The sequence below is a fragment of the Arthrobacter sp. NPDC080086 genome, from assembly GCF_040702285.1.
Genome location: NZ_JBFBKP010000066.1, coordinates 1 through 23,153, shown reverse-complemented (window position 1 = coordinate 23,153; position 23,153 = coordinate 1). Strand labels below are relative to the sequence as shown.

The following is a 23,153-nucleotide window of genomic DNA, read 5'->3' as shown; positions in this document are numbered from 1 at the left end:
TGTGGTGAGTGGCGGCAACATCGTGACGGAGAGCCAACAGCAGGCCGGCTCCGTCACCACTGGCATGGCATACAACGCCTTCGGTGAGGTGATCGAGTCGAGCTGCTCCATGATGTGCGCCGTCCAGCCGGTGATCCGGCTGGCGACGAACAGGGGAGTGAACGTCGGGGTGTCGAAGCCCATCAGGTGGTAGGTCGGCCCTGCCGGGTAGTCGAGGTTCGGCTTGATGGCCTTGGCCTCGTCCATGGCAGTCTCGAGGCCCTGGTACAGGCCCAGGAGTTCAGGCCGACCGTAGTGCGCGATCATCTTGTCCAGCGCCGCCTTCATGGTCGGGACGCGCGAGTCACCGTGCTTGTAAACGCGGTGGCCGAAGCCCATGACCTTCTTCTTCTTGGCCAGGGCATCCTCCATCCAGGCCTTGGCCCGGGCGGCGGCCTCCTCCAGCGACTCTTCCTGGCGGATGCCGATCTCGTCGAAGGTGTGCATGACGGCCTCGTTGGCGCCGCCGTGCAGCGGTCCCTTGAGCGCCCCGATCGCCCCGGTCACGGCCGAGTGCAGGTCCGAGAGCGTCGAGGTGATCACGCGCGCGGTGAAGGTCGAGGCGTTGAAGGAGTGCTCCGCGTACAGGATCATCGAGACGTTGAACGCCTCCACGACTTCCTGGACCGGCTCCTCGCCGAACGCCATCCAGAGGAAGTTGGCCGAGTAGCCGAGGTCGTCGCGGGGCTCCACTGGTTCCTGCCCGTGCCGGCGGCGCTGGTCATACGCCACCACAGCCGGCATCGCGGCGAACAGATCCACGGCCTTGGCCATGTTGGCCTCCCGGGAGGAGTCCTCCGCCAGCGGGTGCCGGGCGCCCAGTACCGACGCCGCCGTCCGGCAGACATCCATCGGGTGCGCCGTGACGGGAAGGGCGTCGATGACGGTCTTCAGCACCGGGTCCAGTGCACGTCCGGCGCGCTCCTTGGCGGTGAACTCCGCCAGCTGCCCATCGGTCGGCAGCTCGCCGTTCCAGAGCAGGTAGGCCACCTCCTCGAAGCTGCACTTGGCGGCCAGCTCCTGGACGGGGTAGCCGCGGTACAGCAGCGAGTTGGTTTCCGGGTTGACCTTGGACACCGCGGTGTAGTCCACCACGACGCCGGCAAGGCCCTTTTTGATCTCGTTGTCAGCCATGCTGAACTCCTTTGTTCCTAACGCCTGTTGTCCGGCCGGGGCCGGCGGTCCGGTGGGGTGTCAGATGCCGGGGATCTGGAAATTGAACACCCCGGTGTCGAAGCGGTTGTAGGCCTCGTAGTCCACGAGGTCGTACAGCCGTGCACGGGTCAGCATGTTGGGAACCTGTGCCTCCTGGGTGCCGTCTGATTTGATCGTCTCCAGAGTACGCTCCGCCGCGCCCATGGCACTACGAAGCAGGGTCACCGGGTAGATGATCATGTTGACGCCGACGCCGGCCAGCTCGTCCACCGTGAACAGCGCGCTCTTGCCGAACTCGGTCATGTTCGCCAGGATCGGCACGTCCACGGCGTCGCGGATGGCCTGGAACTCGGAGAGATCCTTCATGGCCTCGGGGAAGATCGCGTCGGCACCGGCCTCCACCAGGGCCTTGGCGCGCTGCTGGGCAGCCTCCAGGCCGTCGGTGGCGCGGATGTCGGTGCGGGCCATGATCAGGAAGTTCGGGTCCCGGCGGGCGTCGGCCGCGGCGCGGATCCGCTTGGTGGCGGTGTCCAGGTCCACGACGTTCTTACCGTCGAGGTGGCCGCAGCGCTTCGGGTTGAACTGGTCCTCGATGTGCAGGCCGGCCAGGCCGGCGTTCTCGAGTTCCTGCACGGTCCGGGCGACGTTCATCGGCTCACCGAAGCCGGTGTCCGCGTCCACGATCGAGGGCAGGTCCGTCATCCGGGCGATCTGCCCGGCCCGGGTGGCCACCTCGGTGAGCGTGGTCAGCCCGATGTCCGGCAGGCCCAGGTCGTTGGCCAGGACGGCGCCGGAGATGTACACGCCGGCAAAGCCCTTCTCCTCGATCAGCCGCGCCGAGAGCGGGCTGAACGCGCCGGGGAACTGCGCGATGGTGCCGGAGGAGAGCAGCTCGCGGAAACGGATCCGCTTCTGCTCCGGCGTGGTCTTCGAGTACAGCATTAGAAGAGTCCCTTCGGTGCGGCCGCCAGGTCGATCACGCCGTCGGCGGCCTTGATGTTCAGCTGGTCCAGCTCACCGGCGGCGAGCTCGGGCAGGCGGGCGGCTGCGGCGAGGAAGCGCTCGATCTCTTCCTCGGCCACCAGGCCCGCGGCGAGGGTGCGGAACTTGTTCACGTACTGCTCGCGGGCGAACGGCCGGGCGCCGAGCGGGTGGGCGTCGGCGACAGCGATCTGGTCGGTAATGACGGTGCCGTCCTTGAGCGTGATCTCCACCGAGCCGCCGAAGGCTTTCTCGGCGATGTCCAGGCTGTGGTACCGGCGGGTCCATTCGGGATCCTCCACCGTGGTGACCTTGTGCCAGAGTTCCACCGTGTCCGGCCGGCCCGCACGCTCGGGGGAGTAGGAGTCCACGTGGTGCCAGGTCCCGTCCTGCAGGGCGACGGTGAAGATGTACGGAATGGAGTGGTCCAGGGTTTCCCGGCTGGCGGTGGGGCTGTACTTCTGCGGGTCGTTCGCGCCGGAGCCGATCACGTAGTGCGTGTGGTGGCTGGTCTTGATCAGGACGGACTCGACGTTGGCCGGGTCCGTGACCTCCGGGTGCTCGCCGTGTAGCTTGCGGGCCAGGTCGATCCAGGCCTGCGCCTGGTACTCGGCAGAGTGCTCCTTGGTGTACGTGTCCAGGATGGCGCGCTTGGCCTCGCCCTCCTCGGGCAGCGGCACCAGGTAGTCCGCGGTGGGGCCGTCCAGCATCCAGGCGATGACGCCGTCTTCGCCTTCGTAGATCGGCACAGGGGAGGTCTGGCCGCGCATGGCGCGGTCTGCGGCCTCGACGGCCATCTTGCCGGCGAACGCCGGGGCGTGTGCCTTCCAGGTGGAGATCTCACCCTTGCGGGACTGCCGGGTGGCGGTGGTGGTGTGCAGGCCCTGGCCGACGGACTGGAAGATGGTCTCGACGTCGAGGCCCAGCAGGGTGCCGATGCCGGCGGCGGCGGAGGGGCCCAGGTGGGCGACGTGGTCGATCTTGTGCTTGTGCAGGCAGATGGCCTTGACCAGGTTGACCTGGATCTCGTAGCCGGTGGCGATGCCGCGGATCAGGTCGCGGCCGCTGGAGCCGACGTGCTGGGCGACGGCCAGGATCGGCGGGATGTTGTCGCCCGGGTGGGAGTACTCGGCGGCCAGGAAGGTGTCGTGGTAGTCGAGTTCGCGGACGGCCACGCCGTTGGCCCAGGCGGCCCATTCGGGGGAGACGCGCTCCTCGATGCCGAAGACCTTGGAACCCTTGCCGCCGGTGCTGGGGCCGTGGGTAAGGGCCTGGGCACGGGCGGCCACGATCGGCGCGCGGTTCAGCGAGGCGATGGCCACGGAGGCGTTGTCGATGATGCGGTTGATCACCATGTCGGTGACCTCGTCGGTGACCTCCACCGGGTCGGCGGCGACCTTGGCGATCTTGTAGGCCAGCTGGTCCTCGCGGGCCAGGTTTTCCTCGCTCTTGTAGACGCGGACGTGGTGTTCCTTGACCATGGTGCTCCTTCTGAGGGGTCCGTACCTAGTGCGGTACGTGGGTTGCTTTGACGTGGGAAAGACTGCGGTGCAGGTGAAGCGTGGTGGCGGCCTCGGCCAGCCGGGGGTTGCCCGCGGCGATGGCCTCGGCGATCGCCGCGTGCTCGGCGGCGGCGGCGGTGAGGCGTGCGGCGTCGTCGGCAGCGAGCCGGCGCACCCGGACCAGGTGCACGCGCAGGCTGCGCATCGCCTGGGCCAGGTAGGCGTTGGAAATGGCGGCGTCGACGGCGGCATCGAGCCGTCCGACAAGGTCGTAGTAGTCGTGCCGGGCGGGGTCGGCGCCGTTGATCAGCTCCGGCGCCCGCAGCAACTCGCGCTGCAGCCCGGCGAAGACGGCCTGATCGCCGCGTTCGGCGGCCAGCGCCGCGGCCTTGCCTTCCAGGGTTTCGCGGAGCTCGAAGAGTTCGTCGATGTCCTCCAGCGAGATGTCGGTGACGACGACGCCGCGGCCGCCCGCCGTCGTCGTCAAACCCTCCGCGGTGAGCCGGCTCAGCGCCTCCCGCAGCGGGGTCCGGGAGACGCCCAGGCGCTCGGACTGCTCCACCTCGGCGAGAACCGTGCCGGGAGCCAGCCGCCACTCGATAATGTCGTCGCGGAGTGCCGCATAGGCCCTGTCGCTGGCGCGCATGTTGCTCTCCTTCCTCACCGAATCCCCACCAGTGTATACACAGACTGCTTCGCATCCAAGCATTTCGGGAGAAAATCCCGATTACCCCCGTCTCTTGTATACAAAACCCTTGTGAGCTTTCGAGCATCCGTCTAGCATGGTCTGCATCACAATGTCGTGGAACGGGAGAACGCCATGGACAACGCCGGCAACTCGGAGACCTCGGAACGCAGCTCCGACACCAGCAGCTCGGAAGAACGCAACACTTCCAGCTACGGGAGCAGCTATGCGCGCAGCATGGACCAGCCGGAGGACTTCTGGCTCGACGCGGCCCGCAAGCTCGACTGGGGCGTCCCGCCCACCCGAGCCCTGGATTCGAGCCGCGCCCCGCTGTACGCCTGGTTCCCCGACGGCGAACTGAACACCTGCTTCAATGCCCTGGACCGGCACGTGGCCGCAGGCCACGGCGACCGAACGGCGCTGATCTATGACTCCGCCATGCTGGGCCTCCGGAAGAGCTTCACCTACGCCGAGCTGACGGACCAGGTGGCGCGGTTCGCGGGCGTCCTCCGCGCCCGGGGCGTGGGCCGCGGGGACCGGGTGGTCATCTACATGCCGATGATCCCCGAGGCGGCCATCGCCATGCTCGCCACGGCCCGGCTGGGCGCCGTCCACTCGGTGGTCTTCGGCGGCTTCGCGCCCAAGGAGCTCGCCGCCCGCATCCGCGACGCCGGCCCGGCCGCCGTCGTCACCGCCTCGGGCGGCATCGAGCCTGCCCGCCGGATCGAGTACCTGCCGGCCGTCGCGGAGGCGCTGGAGCTCGCCGGAACCCCGGACACCCCGGTGCTGGTCAAGGCCCGGGACGGCTTCGCCGACACCGCCGCGAACCACGGCGGCTGGCTGGACTGGGACACCGAGCTGGCGGCCGCCGAACCGGCGGCTCCGGTCAACGTCAAGGCCACGGACCCGCTGTACATCCTCTACACCTCCGGCACCACCGGCACCCCCAAGGGCGTGGTGCGGGACAACGGCGGCCACGCCGTCGCCCTGAGCTGGACGCTGGAGAACATCTACGACGTCGGCCCCGGCGACGTCATGTGGACCGCCTCCGACGTCGGCTGGGTGGTGGGCCACTCCTACATCGTCTACGGTCCGCTGCTGGCCGGGGCCACCACCGTCATGTACGAGGGGAAGCCGGTGGGCACCCCGGACGCCGGCGCCTTCTGGCGGGTGATCCAGGAGCACAAGGTCAACGTCCTCTTCACGGCCCCGACGGCGCTGCGGGCCATCCGCAAGGCCGACCCGGAGGCGGACCTGCTGAAGAACTACGACATCTCCAGCCTGCGGACCCTGTTCGCCGCGGGGGAGCGACTGGACACGGACACCTTCCATTGGGCCACCCGGGTTCTGGAGGTGCCGGTGGTGGACCACTGGTGGCAGACCGAGACCGGCTGGGCCATCTGCGCGAACCCCCGCGGCATGGCCGAACTGCCCATCAAGGCCGGGTCCCCGAGCGTTCCGATGCCGGGCTTCCGCCTGCGGGTCCTCGACGGCGCGGGGGAGGAAGTGGAACCGGGAACGGAGGGGAACATCGTCCTGGGCCTGCCGCTGCCGCCGGGCACCCTGGCCACCCTCTGGCGCAACGACGACCGGTACGTCTCCTCCTACCTGCAGGCGTTCGAGGGCTACTACGCCACCGGCGACTCCGGCTACCGGGACGAGGACGGCTACCTCTTCGTGATGGGCCGCACCGACGACATCATCAACGTGGCCGGCCACCGGCTCTCCACCGGGGCGATGGAGCAGGTGATCGGCCAGCACCCCGCGGTCGCCGAATGCGCCGTGATCGGCCTGGCCGACCCGCTCAAGGGCCAGCGGCCCAGCGGCTACGTGGTCCTCAAGTCCGGCGTCGACATCCCCGGGGAGGTGCTGGCCAAGGAGCTGGTGGCCCTGGTCCGGCGCGACATCGGCGCCGTGGCCGACTTCAAGCACGTCACCGTGGTGGAGGCGCTGCCCAAGACCCGCTCGGGCAAAATCCTCCGCAAGACCATGCGGCAGATCGCCGACGGCGAGGACTACGTGGTGCCCTCCACCATCGAAGACGCGGGCGTAATCGAGCAGCTGCTGGACACCCTGCGGCCCGACGCTGCGCGGTCCTGAACAGCGCGGTCCTGACCAGCGCGGTCCTGAACTGCGGTTCCTAGGACGCCGGCCGGCTCCAGCGGTATTCGTTCTCCGGCCGGCCCGGCGCGCCGTAGCGGGCCGTGCGGGCCACCGTCCCGGCGTCGGCCAGGTACTCCAGATAGCGGCGGGCGGTTACCCGGGACATGCCCAGGGCCTCCATCACCTCGCTGGCGGACACGGCCCCGGCCTGGCGCTTCATAAACTCCTGCACCGACTCCAGGGTGGAGGACGAGAGGCCCTTGGGCAGCGGCAGCTCCGAGGGGGCGCGCAGGCTCGCGAACGCCTGGTCCACGTCGCTCTGCGAGGCCCCGGTCCCTGGTCCGCCGGCAGCGGGGGAGGCCAGCTGTTCGCGGAACTGCCGGTAGCTGCGCAGCTTGTCCGCGAAAGTGGCGAAAGTGAAGGGCTTGATCAGGTACTGCACGACGCCGGTGGCCACGGCGCTGCGGACGATGTTCAGTTCACGCACGGCGGTGATGGCGATGATGTCCGCGAAGAGCCCGGCGGTGCGCATCCGGCGGGCGATGTCCAGGCCGTGCAGGTCCGGCAGGTTCATATCCAGCAGGACCAGCTCCACCGGCTGGCCCGCTGCGTTGAGCTCCGTCAGCAGGCGCAGGGCCGACTGCCCGTCCGGGGCGGATCCGGCGAGGGTGAAGCCCTCCAGCCGGCCGATGTACGCGGCGTGCGCGGCGGCCGCGATCGGCTCGTCCTCGACGACGAGCACACGGATCTCATTCATGGTGTCCCTCTGCAATACCGGCCGCCGCGTTCCCCGCGGCCTGCCCCGTCGGCAGGCTGACCCGGAACAGCGCCCCGGCCGGGCTGGTGATTGTCATGGTACCGCCCAGCCGCCGGACCGCCTGCCGGACCAGGGCCAGGCCCAGCCCGCGGCCGAAGGGCCCGGGCTCCTTGGTGCTGAAGCCGTGCCGGACGACGTCGTCCACCGCCGCCGGGTCGATGCCGGGCCCACTGTCCTCCACGGTGATCTCCAGGGCTTCCGGTGCGGCGGTGAAGCTCAGCTCCACCAGCCGCGGCGGGGGAGCGTCCGCGGCGGCGTCGATCGCGTTGTCCAGCAGGTTGCCCAGGATGGTCACCAGGTCCTGCACGGCCAGTCCGGTCACGGCGGTGGAGCCGGCCGTGGTGAGGATCAGTTCCACGCCGCGTTCGTGCGCCTGGGCGGACTTGCCCATCACCAGCGCCGCCAGTACCGGCTCCTCGATGGAGCCCACCAGGTCATCGGTGAGCCGCTGGGACAGCTCCAGGTCCTTGGTGGCGAAGTCCAGCGCCTCGGCGTCCCGGCCCAGCTCCATCAGCGAGACGATGGTGTGCAGCCGGTTGGCGTGCTCGTGCGTCTGGGCCCGCAGCGCGTCCGAGAGCGTCCGCATGGTCTCCAGCTCGCTGCCCAGGGACTCGATCTCGGTCCGGTCCCGGATGGTGGCCACCGTCCCGAAGACCGGCCGCCGCGACGACCCCCGCTGCCGCCGTACCCCCCGCGATGCTGCCAGCGGCCCCGGAGCGGGACCCACCGCGGGGCCCTGATTGACCACCAGCACGCGCTCGCCGGTGAGGTGGATTTCGTCCTGGGCCACCCGCCCGGACCGGAACAGTTCCCGCAGGCTCGGCGCCAGCGGCAGCTCCGCCAGCGTGGGGGCGTCGGCCGGCCGGGCGACACCGCCCCGGTCCGCGCTGTGGTTTGCGCCGGGGTTTGCGCTGCGGGTGATGCCCAGGGCGGCACCGCCGTCGGCGTCCACCGCCGCGTCCGCGGGCCGCGGCGGCACGCCCAGCAGCGCCGCCGCCTGGTCGTTGTACATCACCACCCGGCCGCGCGGGTCGATCAGGATCACGCCCTCACGCACCGAGTGCAGCACGGACTCGTAGTAGGCAAACAGCTGGGCCAGCTGCTCCGGGCCCCAGCCCCGGGTCACGCGCCGCAGGTACCGGCCCAGCAGCCAGGACGCCACCGAGCCCCCGGCCAGCAGCGCCGCCGCGATCACCAGCAGGGCCGGCAGCCGGCCGGAGAACGCCACGTCCACCGTTCCCACGGTCACGCCCGCGGCCACCAGCGCCTTGACCGTGCCGTTGGCGTCCTTGACCGGGGCGATCGTGCGCACCGAGGGGCCCAAGGTGCCGGCCATGATCTCGGTGAAGACCCGGCCCTGCAGCGCGGCATCGATTGACCCGATGTACGGTTTGCCCAGCTCCTCGTCGCGGGGGTGGGTCCAGCGGGTCCGGTCCGGGGCCATGATCGTGATGAAGTCGGCCTGGGCGTCCCGCATCACCTCCATGGCGTACGGCTGCAGCAGCGCCGACGGGTTCGGCGCCGCGGCGGCCTGCAGGACCAGCGGGTTGTCCGCCACCGCGGTGGCGATCCCGGCCATCCGCCGACCGGCTTCCTGGTACGCGTGGTCCCGCGCGTCCACATAGGTGGCGGTCCCGACGACGGCGGTCAGCGCCAGCATGAACAGCAGATGGGCCACGAACAGGCGCCGGGCGATGCTCCAGTGGTGGATCAAAGTGCACCCTCCATGACCAATATGAACGCAACGGTGATGCGCGTCACTCCGTACCCAATGATGGAGGAACACGCAGAAAGGACGGATGCGTCCACGGACAGCATCGACGTCCAGCCTATCCAAGGAGAAATACCATGGCCTCTCAACGAGGAGAGTCAGCGGCAACGGCCGCGGCGCCGGTCAAGCGCAAGGGGCTGGACAAGTCCCACTACCTGTACATCGCGGTCATCGTGGCCGTCGTCCTCGGCGCCGTCGTCGGCCTGATGTTCCCCGAGGTCGGAAAGTCCCTCAAGCCCCTCGGCGACGGGTTCATCAAGCTGATCAAGATGATGATCGCCCCGGTCATCTTCTGCACCATCGTCCTGGGCATCGGCTCCATCGCCAAGGCGGCCACCGTCGGCAAGGTCGGCGGCCTGGCACTGGGCTACTTCATCGTCATGTCCACCTTCGCCCTGGCCATCGGGCTGGTCGTCGGCAACCTGATCCACCCGGGCACCGGCCTGAAGCTGGCCCCGTACGATCCGAACAAGAAGGCTGCCACGGACAGCACCGTCGACTTCCTGCTCGGCATCATCCCCGGCGATATCCCCGTCCTGCCGACCCTCCTCGCCGCCATCCTGGTCGGCTTCGCGCTGCAGAAGATGGGCACCCAGGGCGCCCCGATCCTCAAGGCCATCGGCCACGGCCAGGCCCTCGTCTTCCGCATCCTGATCATGATCATGTGGCTCGCCCCGGTAGGTGCCTTCGGCGCCATCGCCGCCGTCGTCGGCGCCACCGGCGTCCAGGCCATCATCAGCATGGCCACCCTGATGGTCGCCTTCTACATCACCTGCGCCGTGTTCATCGTCGTGATCCTCGGCGGCATCCTGCAGGTCGTCTCCGGCGTCAACATCTTCCGCCTGATGAAGTACCTGGGCCGCGAATACCTGCTGATCTTCTCCACCTCCTCCTCCGAGGCCGCCCTGCCCCGCCTGATCGCCAAGATGGAACACCTCGGCGTGTCCAAGCCGGTCGTCGGCGTCACCGTCCCCACCGGCTACTCCTTCAACCTGGACGGCACCGCGATCTACCTGACCATGGCCTCCCTCTTCGTCGCCAACGCCATGGGCACCCCGCTGGACTTGGGCGCCCAGGTCTCGCTGCTGATCTTCATGATCATCGCCTCCAAGGGCGCAGCCGGTGTCACCGGCGCCGGCCTGGCCACCCTGGCCGCCGGCCTCCAGGCCCACCGTCCGGAACTGCTCGGCGGCGTCGGCATGATCGTCGGCATCGACCGGTTCATGTCCGAGGCCCGCGCGCTGACCAACTTCACCGGCAATGCCGTCGCCACCATCCTGATCGGCACCTGGGTCAAGGAGATCGACGGCGGCCAGGTGGAGCGCGTCCTCTCCGGCGCCGTCCCGTTCGACGAGCAGACCATGATCGCCGGCCACGTGGCCGGCGAACCGGCCGGCGAAGCGGCCGCAGAGTCCGCCCGCCAGCAGGTGCCGGCCAACGCCTAACCGGCTGCCGCACCCGCAACGCATCACCGCGAAACCGCCCGGACGCCCCGCCGCGTCCGGGCGGTTTCGCGTCCCCGGCCCGGCCTCCCCGCGGCAACCCTCGACCTCTACCAGAAGGTCAAGGCGCGCAAAACGGCGGTTGTCAAGGTCCGTCGAATACCGTGTCGGGGGCTGTAACCTTGGGAGGAATAACGATCGCCGCCGATGAACCGCGGCGGGATCGGGCAGCAAATATCACCGTCATCGAAAGTGTGGATAGATACGTGAGCAGCGAACAGGGGTCAGCCACCCTGGAAGGCACCGGACTCGACCTGGACGACGCCGTCATGGGGCCCACCGGGCGTCCCCTGCGTGAGTTCCCTGAGCCCGCGCCGCTGTCCTCCCACGGCCCGGCCCGCGTCATCGCCATGGTGAACCAGAAGGGCGGCGTCGGTAAGACGACGTCCACCATCAACCTGGCCGCGGCCCTGGCCGAGTACGGCCGCCGCGTCCTGCTGGTGGACTTCGACCCGCAGGGTGCGCTGTCCGCCGGCCTCGGCACCAACCCGCACGAGCTGGACCTGACGGTCTACAACGTCCTGATGGACCGCAAGGTGGACATCCGCGACGCGATCCAGAAGACCGGCGTCGAGAACGTGGACCTGCTCCCGGCCAACATCGACCTCTCCGCCGCCGAGGTGCAGCTGGTCAACGAGGTGGCCCGCGAACAGGTCCTGGACCGGGCACTCAAAAAGGTCGAAGACGACTACGACGTCGTCCTGATCGACTGCCAGCCCTCCCTTGGCCTGCTCACGGTCAACGCCCTCACCGCCGCACACGGCGTCATCATCCCGCTGATCTGCGAGTTCTTCGCCCTCCGCGCCGTGGCGCTGCTGGTCGAGACCATCGACAAGGTCCAGGACCGGCTCAACCCCCGCCTGCAGGTCGACGGCGTCCTCGCCACCATGTACGACGCGCGGACCCTGCACGGACGCGAGGTCATCGCCCGGCTGGTGGAAGCCTTCGGTGACAAGGTCTTCGAAACCGTCATCAAGCGCTCCATCAAGTTCGCCGACGCCACCGTCGCCGCGGAACCGATCACCAGCTACGCCGGGAACCATGCCGGCGCGGACGCCTACCGCCGCCTGGCCAAGGAACTGATCTCGCGCGGCGGCGCGCCCTAGGCACCGTGACGGCGACGCTCACCGCGCCGGAGGAGCTGTCACCGGCGGCGAAGAAGCCCGGCTTCGAGGTCCGGCTGGCCAACTTCACCGGCCCCTTCGACCTGCTCCTGGGCCTGATCTCCAAACACCAGCTGGACATCACCGAGGTGGCGCTGGCCACCGTCACCGACGAGTTCATCAAGTACACCCGGAAGCTCCAGGAGCAGGGGGAGGACTGGGCCCTGGACGAGGCCAGCGAGTTCCTGGTGGTGGCGGCCACCCTGCTGGACCTCAAGGCCGCCCGGCTGCTGCCCGCCGGCGAGGTCGAGGACGCCGAGGACGTGGCGCTCCTGGAAGCCCGGGACCTGTTGTTCGCCCGGCTGTTGCAGTACAAGGCCTTCAAGCACGTCGCCGGCCTGCTCGGCGCCACCCTGGAACAGGAGGCGCAGCGCTACCCCCGCCAGGTGGCCCTCGAGGAACACTTCGCCGCGCTGCTGCCGGACCTGGTCTGGAAGCACACCCCGGCCCAGTTCGCCGCCCTCGCCGGCGCCGCGCTGACCCCCAAGGCCGCCGCACCCACCGAGGTGGGCCTGGCGCACCTGCACGGCAGCCCCGTCAGCGTCCGGGAACAGGCCGAGATCCTCGGGCTGCGCCTGCGGCAGGGCCGGCCGCTGACCTTCCGGGCCCTGACCGCCGACGCCGAATCCACCCTGGTGGTGGTGGCCCGCTTCCTGGCCCTGCTGGAGATGTTCCGCGACAAGGCGGTCTCCTTCGACCAGCTGCAGCCCCTCGGTGAACTCTCCGTGCACTGGACGGCCGCCGACCCCGAATGGAACAGTGCGGCCCTGAGCGAGGAATACGAGGACCAGCCATGACCACCGGACCAGAGACTCGCCCCGGACCGGCTGGCACCCCCGCCGGACAGCCGGACCCGGGAACCCCCGACGTCGCGGATCTTCCCGGCGGCGTCCGCGCCGCGCTGGAGGCCGTGCTGATGGTGATCGACGAACCGGCGACGGCGGCGCGGCTCGCCGCGGGCCTCGGCCAGCCCGTCGACGTCGTCGAGGACCTGCTCGAGGACCTGCGGCGGGAGTATAACGGCTATACTGGAAGTTCCCCGGATGTGGCCACAGCCCCCCGGGGTTTCGAATTGCGGAACATCGCCGGTGGCTGGCGGATCTATTCCCGGGCCGAATTCGCCGACGTGGTTGGCGGATTCGTGCTCGAAGGCCAGACGGCCAGGCTGACGCAGGCGGCGCTCGAAACGCTCGCCGTGATCGCCTACCGGCAGCCCGTATCCCGGGCCAGGGTCTCGGCAATTCGAGGCGTCAACGTCGACTCCGTGGTGCGGACGCTCGTGCAGCGCGGACTGATCGAGGACTCGGGACATGATCCCGAATCCGGGGCAGTCCTCTACCGCACCAGCTCGTATTTCCTGGAACGGATGGGGATCGGGTCGGTGGCGGAACTGCCCCAGCTCTCCCCGCACCTTCCCGGACTCGAGGGCATCGCGGAGTACTACGACGCCGGACGCATGTAACAGCACCACACACCAGCGGGCAGCCACGCAGCCTGCGCACAGATTTCACCATAACGAAGGACGGGTCATGACACAGGCGGGACGCCAGGGTTCACCACGTAACGGTTCGGGACGGACCGGAGCCGGCAACAAGGCCGGACACAACACACCGCGCAGCCAGGGAGCCGGCGGCGCCGGCCGCGGCCAGCGCGACGCCGGCAAGGGCGGCTTCTCCGGCGGAGCTGACCGCGGCTTCAAGCGGCCCAAGCCCCGCGAGGAAGCCTTCATTGACCCGGACCTGAACCCGGGTCCGGCGGAGCCGGGACAGCGCGGCGGCAAGCCCGCGGCGAAGAAGCCCGGAGCCCGCAAGCCCGGCGCCGGCAAGGCGCCGGGCACCCCCGGCGCCGTGAAGCCCAAGGCCCGCATCGGGGCCGGCGCCGCCAAGGCCACCGGCTCGAAGGCCTTCGGCAGCGAACGCTTCGGCCAGAACCTCGGCCCGGTCCGCAAGCCCGCCCGCAAGCGCGGCCCGCGCGGCGCCGTGCCGCAGTCCGAGCTGCACGATGCCGACGGTGTCCGCCTGCAAAAGGTCATGGCCTCCGCCGGCGTGGCCTCCCGTCGCGTCTGCGAAGAGATGATCGCCGAGGGCCGGGTCGAGGTGGACGGCCACGTCGTCACCGAACTGGGCATGCGGGTGGACCCCGCCACCTCCGTGATCCACGTCGACGGCCTGCGCATTCAGCTGGACGAAAACATGGTCTACATGGTCTTCAACAAGCCCAAGGGCGTTGTCTCCACCATGGAAGACCCGGACGGCCGGCCGTGCATCAGCGACTTCGTCCGCAACCACCACGGCGAGCGGCTCTTCCACGTGGGCCGGCTGGACGTCGCCACCGAGGGCCTGCTGCTGCTGACCAACGACGGCGAACTGGCCAACCGGCTGACGCACCCCTCCTACGAGGTGCCCAAGACCTATCTGGTCCAGGTCCGCGGCCCGTTCCCGCAGGGCGTCGGCGCCCAGCTGAAGGCCGGCGTCGAGCTGGAAGACGGCATGGCCTCGGTGGATTCGTTCCGGCTGGTCGACTCCACCCCGGGCCACGTGCTGATCGAGGTGGTCCTGCACTCGGGGAAGAACCGGATCGTTCGCCGCCTCTTCGACGCCGTCGGTTTCCCCGTGCTGCGCCTGGTCCGCGTCAAGGTCGGCCCCATCGGCCTGGGCGACCAGCGCCAGGGCAGCATCCGCAACCTCGGCAAGCAGGAAGTCGGCCACCTGCTGGCATCCGTGGGGCTGTAAGCATGTCCGCTTTCCGCACCCACGGCCGCGGGCACCTCAACGGCCCCGTGGTCGTCGTGGGCACCGGGCTGCTGGGCACCAGCATCGGGCTGGGCCTGCGCGGCCGCGGCGTCCCGGTGTACCTGACCGACCCCTCGCCGACCAACCAGGCCGTCGCCGTCGACATCGGCGCCGGCCTGCCGCTGGAGCGGCTCGAGGGGGAGGCCCCGGAGCTCGTCGTCGTGGCGGCCCCGCCGGACGTGACGGCCGACGTCGTCGCCCGCGCCCTGGCGGATTACCCGGACGCCACCGTGGTGGACATCGCCAGCGTCAAGGCGGGCATCCAGGCCGAGCTCCGCGACCGCGGGGCCGACCTGGGCCGCTACGTCGGCACCCACCCGATGGCCGGCCGGGAGAAGTCCGGGCCGGTGGCCGCGCGCGGCGAACTCTTCACCTCCATGCCGTGGGTGCTGTGCCCGACGCCGGAGACCCGGCCCGAGGCCCTCACGACGGCGCGCACGCTGGCGGGCGACCTCGGCGCCGTCGTCGCCGAATTCGACGCCCAGGAACACGACGACGCGGTGGCGCTGGTCTCGCACCTGCCCCAGGTGATGTCCTCGCTGCTGGCCAGCCGGCTGCAGGGCACGCCCCTGCACGCCCTCTCCCTCGCCGGGAACGGGCTCCGGGACACCACCCGGATCGCCGCCAGCGACCCGACGCTGTGGGTGCAGATCCTCGGCGCCAACGCCGGGCCCATGGTGGGGCTGCTGCACGGTGTCCGGGAGGACCTGAACCGCCTCATCGGCACCCTGGAGAACCCCACCGCGCCCGGCGCACGGCTGGACCTGGCGCAGCTGATCAGCGAGGGCAACGCCGGCCAGGCCCGCATCCCGGGCAAGCACGGCGGGCCGCCGCAGGCCTACTCCTGGCTCACCGTCCTGGTCGACGACACGCCCGGGCAGATCGCCCGGCTGCTCACCGAGATCGGCGAGATCGGCGTCAACCTCGAAGACCTGCGCCTGGACCACTCGTCCGGCCAGAACGTGGGCATGGTGGAGATCTCCGTCCTGCCCAACAAACACGAAATGCTCATCGAAGCCCTCAACGACCGCGGATGGCGGGTACTCCAGTAATGACCCAGGAAACAGCAGCAGTAGCGACGGACGTGGTCCGTCCCGGCAAGAGCCTCGTCGTCGCCATTGACGGGCCCTCCGGGTCGGGCAAGTCCAGTGTCAGCAAGGAGGTGGCCCGCCGGCTCCGGCTGGCCTACCTGGACACCGGCGCGATGTACCGGGCCCTGACCTGGTACTGCCTCGACGCCGGGACCGACCTGGCCGACGGGCAGGCCGTCGAGGACGCCGCCGAAGTCCTGGACCTGGACATCAGCACCAGCGCGGGGGAGGAGTACGTGCGCGTGGGCGGCGTGGACATCACCGACGCCATCCGTGAACCCTCCATCTCCGCCGCGGTCAGCGCCGTCGCCACCAACCTGGGCGCCCGCACCGAACTGATCCGCCGCCAGCGCGCACTGATCGACAAGCACCACCGCCGCATGGTGGTGGAGGGCCGGGACATCACCACCGTCGTCGCGCCCAACGCCGAGGTGCGGATGCTGCTGACCGCCAGCGAGGAGGCCCGGCTGCGCCGCCGCGGCCTGCAGCTGGGCGGCACCCAGAACGCCGAGCAGCTCGCCGCCCAGGTGACGGCGCGGGACGCCAAGGACTCCACCGTGGTGAACTTCACCCGGGCCGCCGACGGCGTGGTCACCCTGGACTCCTCGGACCTGGACTTTGAGCAGACCGTCGACGCGGCCCTCGGGATCGTGCGCCGGGTCGTTGAGCACGCGCCCTTCACCCGTGACTGAGCGCGCGGCCGCGGTCCCCGGACGCCTGTTCCTCACCGGAACCATGGCCTGGAGCCGCCCCGTGGGCTGGGCGCTGGACCACCTCGTCTACCGGACCACCGTCAGCGGACGGGCCAACGTCCCGCAGGCCGGCCCGGTGATCTTCGCCGGGAACCACATCAGCTACCTCGACGGGCCGGTGATGTTCGGTGCCGCCCCGCGGCCGATGCACATCCTGGTCAAGCAGGAGATGTTCGGCGGCGTCCTGGGCCGGGTGCTGACCGCCGCGGGCCAGCTGCCCGTGGACCGGTCCGGGGACCGGGCGGCGCTGCAGCGCGCCAAGGCCATCCTGGACGCCGGATCCTGCGTGGGCATCCTCCCCGAAGGCACCCGGGGGAGCGGCCAGGCGGCAGCGATCAACAACGGGGTGGCCTGGCTGGCGCTGAACTCGGCGGCCACCGTCATCCCGGTCGCCATCCTCGGAACCCGCACCGGCGACGAACACCTCAACACCGTGCCCCGCCCGGGCCGCCGGCTGCACGTCAGCTTCGGCCCGGCGTTGACCGCGGACCGCAGGCCGGGGGAGACCGGGCGTGCTTCAATGGACAGGGTGGGAACCGGGATCCGTGCTGCGCTGGCGCGGCACGTCCAGGACACCATCCAGGCCAGCGGACACCGCCTGCCCGACGCGGAAACAGCAAGCGCCGGATCAGCAGCACCGCAATCAGAACCACCGCATGAACGCCAGACAGCAGTAGCCGGAGAGCCGGCAGATCACCACCTAAGGAAAGTGCAATGAGCGATACGACTCAAACCTCCGGCAACTTCGGCGCCGGCGAAGACGAATACACGCCCACCGGCACGGACCAGGTGGCGGAGAACCTCGCCGCCCTGGACGACGACGAGGCCGACCTCCGCGCCGCGTCGCTGCGCGCCGGCCTGGAGGACTACGAGCTCGACGAGGACGACGCCGCCCTGCTCAGCGGCGACTTCGACGACGAGGATTTCGACGGCCCGCTGAAGCTGGACCCGGTCCTGGCCATCATCGGCCGCCCGAACGTGGGCAAGTCCACGCTGGTCAACCGCATCCTGGGCCGCCGCGAGGCCGTCGTCGAGGACACCCCCGGCGTCACCCGCGACCGGGTCATGTACTCAGCGCACTGGAACGGCCGCAACTTCACCCTGGTGGACACCGGCGGATGGGAGCACGACGCCCGCGGCATCCACGCCCGCGTCGCCGAGCAGGCCGAGATGGCCGTGGAACTGGCCGACGCCGTGCTCTTCGTGGTGGACTCCGCCGTCGGCGCCACCGCCACCGACGAGGGCGTCATGAAGATGCTCCGCAAGTCCAAGAAGCCGGTCATCATGGTGGCCAACAAGGTGGACGACTTCGCCCAGGAAGCCGACTCGGCCGCGCTCTGGGGCCTCGGCTTCGGCGAGCCCTACCCGGTCTCCGCCCTGCACGGCCGTGGCGTGGCAGACCTGCTGGACCACGTGATGGATGTCCTGCCCGAGTTCTCCACCATCGAGGGCCTGGAACGCAGCGGCGGCCCCCGCCGCATCGCGCTGATCGGCCGCCCGAACGTGGGCAAGTCCTCGCTGCTGAACAAGCTGGCCGGCTCCGAGCGCGTCGTCGTGGACAACACCGCCGGCACCACCCGCGACCCGGTGGACGAATTCATCGAGCTCGGCGGCCGCACCTGGCGCTTCGTGGACACCGCCGGCATCCGACGCCGCCAGCACATGGCCCAAGGCGCCGACTTCTACGCTTCCCTGCGCACCCAGAGCGCGCTCGAAAAGGCCGAGGTCGCCGTCGTGCTCCTCGCCGTGGACGAGGTGCTCAGCGAACAGGACGTCCGCATCCTGCAGCTGGCCATCGAATCCGGCCGGGCGCTGGTGCTGGCGTTCAACAAGTGGGACCTGCTGGACGACGAACGCCGGATCTACCTTGAGCGCGAGATCGACCGCGACCTGGCCCACGTGGCCTGGGCCCCCCGGGTGAACATCTCCGCCAAGACCGGCTGGCACAAGGACCGCCTGGTTCCCGCCCTGGACACGGCGCTGGAAAGCTGGGACAAGCGCATCCCCACCGGCCGGCTCAACGCCTTCCTCGGCGAACTCGTGGCAGCGCACCCGCACCCGGTCCGCGGCGGCAAGCAGCCCCGCATCCTCTTCGGCACCCAGGCCTCCAGCCGTCCGCCGAAGTTCGTCCTCTTCACCACCGGGTTCCTGGACCCGGGCTACCGCCGCTTCATCACCCGCCGCCTGCGTGAAACCTTCGGCTTCGAGGGCACCCCGATCGAGGTCAACATGCGGGTCCGGGAAAAGCGCAGCAAGAAGCGTTAATTCGGACACATCGGAGGGAAAAGTGCCCGTGGCGGCGGCGAAATGTCACGGGCACCCTCCGGAATCGTGTAAGCTTTTCAAGGTGGTTCGGCCGGACTGCTCAGTGAATACGGCAGGGAGAAATCCCTCCGGAGCCACGGAGCGGAGAACGACGGAACCAGCGGGCTGTAGCGCAGCTTGGTAGCGCACTTGACTGGGGGTCAAGGGGTCGCAGGTTCAAATCCTGTCAGCCCGACCAACAGAAAAAACCCCGTCCTTGCCGGAAACGGCAGGGGCGGGGTTTTCTGCTTTCCCGGGTAACCCGCCGCGGCGCGGGCTGCTCCGGGGGCCGGTTACTTCAAGAAGCGCGAGGTGCGCCTGTCCGCGAGGATTTTCCCCTTCGTCTGGCAGGTGGGGCAGTACTGCAGGGCCGTGTCCGCGAAGGAGACCTCCCGGACGGTGTCCCCGCAGACCGGGCACGCCTCCCGGGCGCGCCCGTGCACCCGCAGGTGGGTCCGCTTCGTGTCCTTGAGCTCGGCCGGCGGCTTCCCGGCGGCCTCCGCCACGGCCGCGCCGAGCACCTCATGGATCGCCCGGTAGAGGCGTTCGACGGCGTCGCGGTCCAGGGACGCGGCGATCGCGAACGGGGAGATCCGTGCCGCGTGCAGGATCTCGTCGCTGTAGGCGTTGCCGATCCCGGCCATGATGCTTTGGCTGCGCAGCACTCCCTTGACCTGCTGGGAGTGGGCGGCCAGGATCGCCGCGAGCGATTCGACGTCGAAATCCTTGCCCAGCGGGTCCGGCCCCAGCGCCGCGATCCCCGGAACCTCGGCCGGGTCCCGGACCAGGTACACGGCCAGGCTCTTGCGGGTCCCCGCCTCGGTCAGGTCCACGTCCACGGGACCGGCGCCGCCGGTCAGGGACAGCCGGACCGCGATGTGCCCGCCGCCGCGCTTGAGTACGGCCCCGGTGGGTGCCTCCGTCATCCGGACCCAGCCGGCGCGGGCGAGATGGAAAACCAGGAACAGCCCGTCCGCCTCCACCGCCACGAACTTCCCGTACCGCCGGACGCCCGTCACCGTGCGGCCCTCGAGCGCGCTGATCGGGGGATCGGCGGTCTTCAGCACGGCGAAGGAGACCACCTGGATGCCGGCGACCTCGCAGCCGGCCAGACGGGCGGCGAGGAAGTCCGCCAGCGCCGCGACTTCGGGCAGTTCAGGCATGGGCTAACACGTTCCATTCCGGTGCAGGGGCGGCCATGGCCCCATCATGCCAGAGACCTCCCGGGCCGGTGCCGATATGCCTATACTTTCAGCGGCGGCCCGTTCCTCCGGCCGCCGCATCTCCAGCGCTGGACCCAATGCTTGACCCCAGTGGATTCACCCGAAGTGCTTGACCAGTAGTGCTTGACCCGACGAAAGGCCCGTCATGAGCATCATTCCCGAAGACCTCTCCTACACCGCCGAACACGAGTGGGTCACCGCCCCCAACGCCGACGGCGTCGTCCGGGTGGGCATCACGGATTTTGCCCAGGACGCCCTCGGCGACGTGGTCTACGCCCAGATGCCGGAGGTGGGCACCAAGCTCACCGCCAATGACGTCGTCGGCGAGGTCGAATCGACCAAGAGCGTCAGCGACATCTACGCCCCGGTCAGCGGCGAAGTGGTGGCCCGGAACGAGGCGCTGGACACCGATTCGGCCCTGATTAACTCCGATCCTTACGGCGAGGGCTGGCTGCTGGAAATCAAGCTGGCCGAGGCCGACGCGGTCGAGTCGCTGCTCAGTGCATCGGAGTACGAACAGCAGGTAGGCTAAAGGCAAGGCCGCCCGGCCCTGCCGCTGGAGACAGCTGCCGGACGGCGGACCGACTACCGGATCTGCCAGGCTTTTCCGGACGGCATGCGTTGTTTGCAGGGGGGAACCTGCAACGAATCAGGAGGATTCAATGGTTGGGCACGGACAGAACGACACCGGTGAATACGGCACGGGTGGAGTGAAAGCCTCGGAGACCACCTCGATCCACCTCACCCCGGTCCGCGACGAGCCGACGATCGCCCCGAAGGTTTCGACCGAGGAGCGCACCGCGATCGAATCGCTGCCGGCAGGTTCGGCTCTGCTGATCGCGCACAGCGGTCCCAACAGCGGTGCCCGCTTCCTGCTGGACTCGGACGTCACCACCGCCGGCCGGCACCCCGACGCCGACATCTTCCTCGACGACGTCACGGTGTCCCGCCGCCACGTCGAGTTCCGCCGCACCCCCCGCAGCTTCGAAGTGGTGGACACCGGCAGCCTGAACGGCACCTATGTCAACAACGACCGCGTCGACGCCGTGGAACTCAAGTCCGGCAACGAGGTGCAGATCGGCAAGTTCCGCCTGACCTTCTACCTGAGCCCTGTCCGCACCGCAGGCAACGTCTGATATCGGAGTACTTTCCGGTGGCCATGGCACAAGCCGAACGGCGCGGACCCCAGGTTTTGAACATCGGGGAGGTCCTGGGGCAACTCAGTGACGACTTCCCGTCCATGACCGCGTCGAAAATCAGGTTCCTTGAGGAAAAGGGACTCATCAACCCGCAGCGGACCCCCGCGGGGTACCGGCAGTACTCGGAGAACGACGTCGAGCGGCTCCGTTTCGTGCTGGCGCTCCAGCGCGACCAGTATCTGCCGTTGAAGGTGATCAAGGATTACCTCGACGCGATCGACCGCGGCGAACGCCCGGACAACCTTCCGCCCGGCGTCACCGTCTCGCCGCGGATCGTCTCCGACGAGCTCGCCTCCGAGTTGAACAACCGGGTGCGCCGGCTCAGCGAGGAGCAGCTGCGGACCGAATCCGGGGCGAGCGTCCCGCTGTTGGAGTCCCTGCTGAGCTACGGGCTGATCGGCCACGTCAACGGCCAGTTCGACGAGCACGCCCTGCAGGTGGCCAAGGCCTGCGTCCAGCTGGAAAGCCACGGCCTTGAACCCCGCCACCTGCGCCCCTTCCAGGCCGCCGCGGACCGGGAGTTTGGCCTGGTGGAACGCGCCGTCGCCACCCTCACGTCCCGCAAGGACGCCGCCTCGCACGCCCGCGCCGCCGAGGCGGCCCGGGAAATCAGCGACCTCTGCCTCTCGCTGCACCGGGCTCTGGTCCAGGACCGCATCTCGAGGATGGACATCTGATGATTGAGGTCGAGATCGTAGGCGTTCGGATCGAACTGCCCTCCAACCAGCCGCTCGTGCTGCTCAAGGAGATGCATGGCGAACGGCACGTGCCGATCTGGATCGGCACCCCCGAGGCCAGCGCCATCGCCCTGGCCCAGCAGGGCGTCGTCCCGCCGCGGCCGATGACCCACGACCTGCTGATCGACGTCGTCGAGGCGCTCGACCACACGATCGTCAGCGTCAACATCGTCGCCGTGGAGGATAACGTCTTCTACGGCCAGCTGCAGTTCGAGGACGGCACCACGGTCAGCTCGAGGGCATCCGACGCCCTCGCCCTGGCGCTGCGCGCCAAGTGCCGGATCTGGTGCGCCGACGCCGTCATGGATGAGGCCGGCGTGCGGATCACCGAGCATGATGAGGGTGAGGACACGGAGCCGGGTCCCGCCGTCGACGAAGAGGGGGAGATGCGCCGCTTCCGGGAATTCCTGGACGACGTCGAACCCGAGGATTTCGCGGGCTGACCCCGCCGAAGTCTCAAGTTGAGGTCGAAACTTTCGACACGCCCCGGCTATAGCCCCAACGTCTTTGACCTGAGGGGCCGGTCAGCCTAACGTCAGAGATACAAGTTCCCATTGCAGACAACAGGTGCGCACGTCACACTGGACTGAGCAGCCGGACCCGAACGGCGCGGATCACTCCCGCGCCGGGACGGCCCGACGGCGGCAGGAAAGCGCGCTAAGGCTGTAATTCCCCGCGGGAGCTCAGAATGAGGAGGATCCACGTGAGTCCGAAAGGCGACGCAGGCGAGCTCAAGCAGGCCTCGACGGCAGGTGTTGCCGTGCCCGCTACCGGCGCGCAGGGCCTGCTCTTCACCGAGGACCTCCCCGTCCTGGACGAAGATGCCGGCTACCGCGGACCGACCGCCTGCAAGGCCGCCGGTATCACCTACCGCCAGCTTGACTACTGGGCCCGCACCGGACTGGTGGAACCCGCCGTCCGCGGCGCCGCCGGTTCCGGCTCGCAGCGGCTCTACGGCTTCCGCGACATCCTGGTCCTCAAGGTCGTCAAGCGTCTCCTGGACACCGGAGTGTCCCTGCAGCAGATCCGCACCGCCGTCGAACACCTGCGTGAACGCGGTGTGGAGGACCTGGCCCAGATCACCCTGATGAGCGACGGCGCCAGCGTCTACGAATGCACCTCTGCCGACGAGGTCATCGACCTGGTCCAGGGCGGCCAGGGCGTCTTCGGCATCGCCGTCGGCCGGGTCTGGCGCGAGGTGGAGGGCAGCCTCGCGGCCCTTCCCAGCGAGCACGCCGCCGACCAGTCCTTTCCCGACGACGAACTGAGCAAGCGCCGGGCGGCCCGCAAGACCGGCTGATTCTTTCCCTTCAGACACAGAAGCGCGGGGCCACCAG

Annotated in this window: 22 protein-coding genes and 1 tRNA gene; 16 read left to right on the top strand and 7 right to left on the bottom strand. The window is 69.4% G+C overall.

Annotation, left to right across the window (positions count from 1 at the left end):
• The 4 genes from AB0305_RS17995 to AB0305_RS17980 all read right to left on the bottom strand — a co-directional run.
• A partial coding sequence (locus AB0305_RS17995; RefSeq protein WP_366173552.1) for a bifunctional 2-methylcitrate synthase/citrate synthase occupies positions 1-1,173 on the bottom strand: 1,173 nt, incomplete at its 3' end.
• A gap of 60 nt (positions 1,174-1,233) precedes the next feature.
• On the bottom strand, positions 1,234-2,136 hold the full coding sequence (prpB, locus tag AB0305_RS17990; RefSeq protein WP_364137912.1) for a methylisocitrate lyase: 903 nt from the start codon (positions 2,134-2,136) through the stop codon (positions 1,234-1,236).
• The gene (locus AB0305_RS17985; RefSeq protein WP_364137910.1) at positions 2,136-3,656 is read right to left on the bottom strand and encodes an MmgE/PrpD family protein; all 1,521 of its coding nucleotides are present in this window, start codon (positions 3,654-3,656) and stop codon (positions 2,136-2,138) included. The genes prpB and AB0305_RS17985 overlap by 1 nt, the downstream gene beginning before the upstream one ends.
• A 25-nt stretch (positions 3,657-3,681) precedes the next feature.
• Complete coding sequence (locus AB0305_RS17980) at positions 3,682-4,323, bottom strand: GntR family transcriptional regulator (protein ID WP_364137908.1); 642 nt, start codon at positions 4,321-4,323, stop codon at positions 3,682-3,684.
• Between the two features lie 156 nt (positions 4,324-4,479).
• On the opposite strand from AB0305_RS17980, the gene AB0305_RS17975 reads away from it, so the two are divergent.
• A complete protein-coding gene (locus tag AB0305_RS17975) occupies positions 4,480-6,462 on the top strand; it encodes a propionyl-CoA synthetase (protein ID WP_364137906.1) in 1,983 nt (660 codons plus the stop codon).
• 40 nt (positions 6,463-6,502) lie between these two features.
• On the opposite strand, the gene AB0305_RS17970 is transcribed toward AB0305_RS17975, so the two are convergent.
• Both AB0305_RS17970 and AB0305_RS17965 read right to left on the bottom strand, forming a co-directional pair.
• Positions 6,503-7,222, bottom strand: a complete 720-nt coding sequence (locus AB0305_RS17970; RefSeq protein WP_364137904.1) for a response regulator — start codon at positions 7,220-7,222, stop codon at positions 6,503-6,505.
• Positions 7,215-8,996, bottom strand: coding sequence for an ATP-binding protein (locus tag AB0305_RS17965; RefSeq protein WP_364137902.1), 1,782 nt, complete (start codon positions 8,994-8,996; stop codon positions 7,215-7,217). The genes AB0305_RS17970 and AB0305_RS17965 overlap by 8 nt, the downstream gene beginning before the upstream one ends.
• 134 nt (positions 8,997-9,130) lie before the next feature.
• Between AB0305_RS17965 and AB0305_RS17960 the strand changes: the two genes are divergently transcribed.
• The 10 genes from AB0305_RS17960 to AB0305_RS17915 all read left to right on the top strand — a co-directional run bounded on the left by AB0305_RS17960 (position 9,131) and on the right by AB0305_RS17915 (position 18,856).
• The gene (locus AB0305_RS17960) at positions 9,131-10,498 is read left to right on the top strand and encodes a cation:dicarboxylase symporter family transporter (RefSeq protein WP_364137900.1); all 1,368 of its coding nucleotides are present in this window, start codon (positions 9,131-9,133) and stop codon (positions 10,496-10,498) included.
• 263 nt (positions 10,499-10,761) lie between these two features.
• Positions 10,762-11,661, top strand: coding sequence for an AAA family ATPase (locus tag AB0305_RS17955; protein ID WP_364137898.1), 900 nt, complete (start codon positions 10,762-10,764; stop codon positions 11,659-11,661).
• A 5-nt stretch (positions 11,662-11,666) separates the two neighbouring features.
• A complete protein-coding gene (locus AB0305_RS17950) occupies positions 11,667-12,515 on the top strand; it encodes a ScpA family protein (RefSeq protein ID WP_290258225.1) in 849 nt (282 codons plus the stop codon).
• A complete protein-coding gene (locus AB0305_RS17945; protein ID WP_364137896.1) occupies positions 12,512-13,180 on the top strand; it encodes an SMC-Scp complex subunit ScpB in 669 nt (222 codons plus the stop codon). The genes AB0305_RS17950 and AB0305_RS17945 overlap by 4 nt, the downstream gene beginning before the upstream one ends.
• 67 nt (positions 13,181-13,247) lie before the next feature.
• Positions 13,248-14,450: a pseudouridine synthase gene (locus tag AB0305_RS17940; RefSeq protein WP_364137894.1), complete on the top strand. Its 1,203-nt coding sequence runs from the start codon at positions 13,248-13,250 to the stop codon at positions 14,448-14,450.
• 2 nt (positions 14,451-14,452) lie between these two features.
• Complete coding sequence (locus AB0305_RS17935; RefSeq protein ID WP_364137892.1) at positions 14,453-15,562, top strand: prephenate dehydrogenase; 1,110 nt, start codon at positions 14,453-14,455, stop codon at positions 15,560-15,562.
• Complete coding sequence (gene cmk, locus AB0305_RS17930) at positions 15,562-16,293, top strand: (d)CMP kinase (RefSeq protein ID WP_290258221.1); 732 nt, start codon at positions 15,562-15,564, stop codon at positions 16,291-16,293. The genes AB0305_RS17935 and cmk overlap by 1 nt, the downstream gene beginning before the upstream one ends.
• A gap of 43 nt (positions 16,294-16,336) precedes the next feature.
• On the top strand, positions 16,337-17,071 hold the full coding sequence (locus tag AB0305_RS17925; RefSeq protein WP_364137966.1) for a lysophospholipid acyltransferase family protein: 735 nt from the start codon (positions 16,337-16,339) through the stop codon (positions 17,069-17,071).
• A complete protein-coding gene (der, locus tag AB0305_RS17920; RefSeq protein WP_364137890.1) occupies positions 17,068-18,618 on the top strand; it encodes a ribosome biogenesis GTPase Der in 1,551 nt (516 codons plus the stop codon). The genes AB0305_RS17925 and der overlap by 4 nt, the downstream gene beginning before the upstream one ends.
• A gap of 161 nt (positions 18,619-18,779) precedes the next feature.
• A tRNA-Pro gene (locus AB0305_RS17915) sits at positions 18,780-18,856 on the top strand.
• A gap of 94 nt (positions 18,857-18,950) precedes the next feature.
• Here AB0305_RS17915 and AB0305_RS17910 read toward each other — a convergent pair.
• Positions 18,951-19,820 (bottom strand): DNA-formamidopyrimidine glycosylase family protein, encoded by an 870-nt coding sequence (locus tag AB0305_RS17910; RefSeq protein WP_364137888.1) that lies wholly within the window; start codon positions 19,818-19,820, stop codon positions 18,951-18,953.
• Between the two features lie 205 nt (positions 19,821-20,025).
• On the opposite strand from AB0305_RS17910, the gene gcvH reads away from it, so the two are divergent.
• The 5 genes from gcvH to AB0305_RS17885 all read left to right on the top strand — a co-directional run bounded on the left by gcvH (position 20,026) and on the right by AB0305_RS17885 (position 23,116).
• Positions 20,026-20,412 (top strand): glycine cleavage system protein GcvH, encoded by a 387-nt coding sequence (gene gcvH / locus AB0305_RS17905; RefSeq protein ID WP_290258217.1) that lies wholly within the window; start codon positions 20,026-20,028, stop codon positions 20,410-20,412.
• A 130-nt stretch (positions 20,413-20,542) separates the two neighbouring features.
• Positions 20,543-21,016, top strand: coding sequence for an FHA domain-containing protein (locus AB0305_RS17900; RefSeq protein ID WP_364137886.1), 474 nt, complete (start codon positions 20,543-20,545; stop codon positions 21,014-21,016).
• Between the two features lie 23 nt (positions 21,017-21,039).
• Entirely contained in the window at positions 21,040-21,756 is a 717-nt protein-coding gene (locus tag AB0305_RS17895; protein WP_290258215.1) for a MerR family transcriptional regulator, read from the top strand.
• Positions 21,756-22,259 (top strand): bifunctional nuclease family protein, encoded by a 504-nt coding sequence (locus tag AB0305_RS17890; protein ID WP_364137883.1) that lies wholly within the window; start codon positions 21,756-21,758, stop codon positions 22,257-22,259. Before AB0305_RS17895 ends, AB0305_RS17890 begins: the two co-directional genes overlap by 1 nt.
• Before the next feature lie 260 nt (positions 22,260-22,519).
• A complete protein-coding gene (locus AB0305_RS17885; protein ID WP_290258212.1) occupies positions 22,520-23,116 on the top strand; it encodes a MerR family transcriptional regulator in 597 nt (198 codons plus the stop codon).
• The last annotated feature ends 37 nt before the right edge of the window (positions 23,117-23,153 follow it).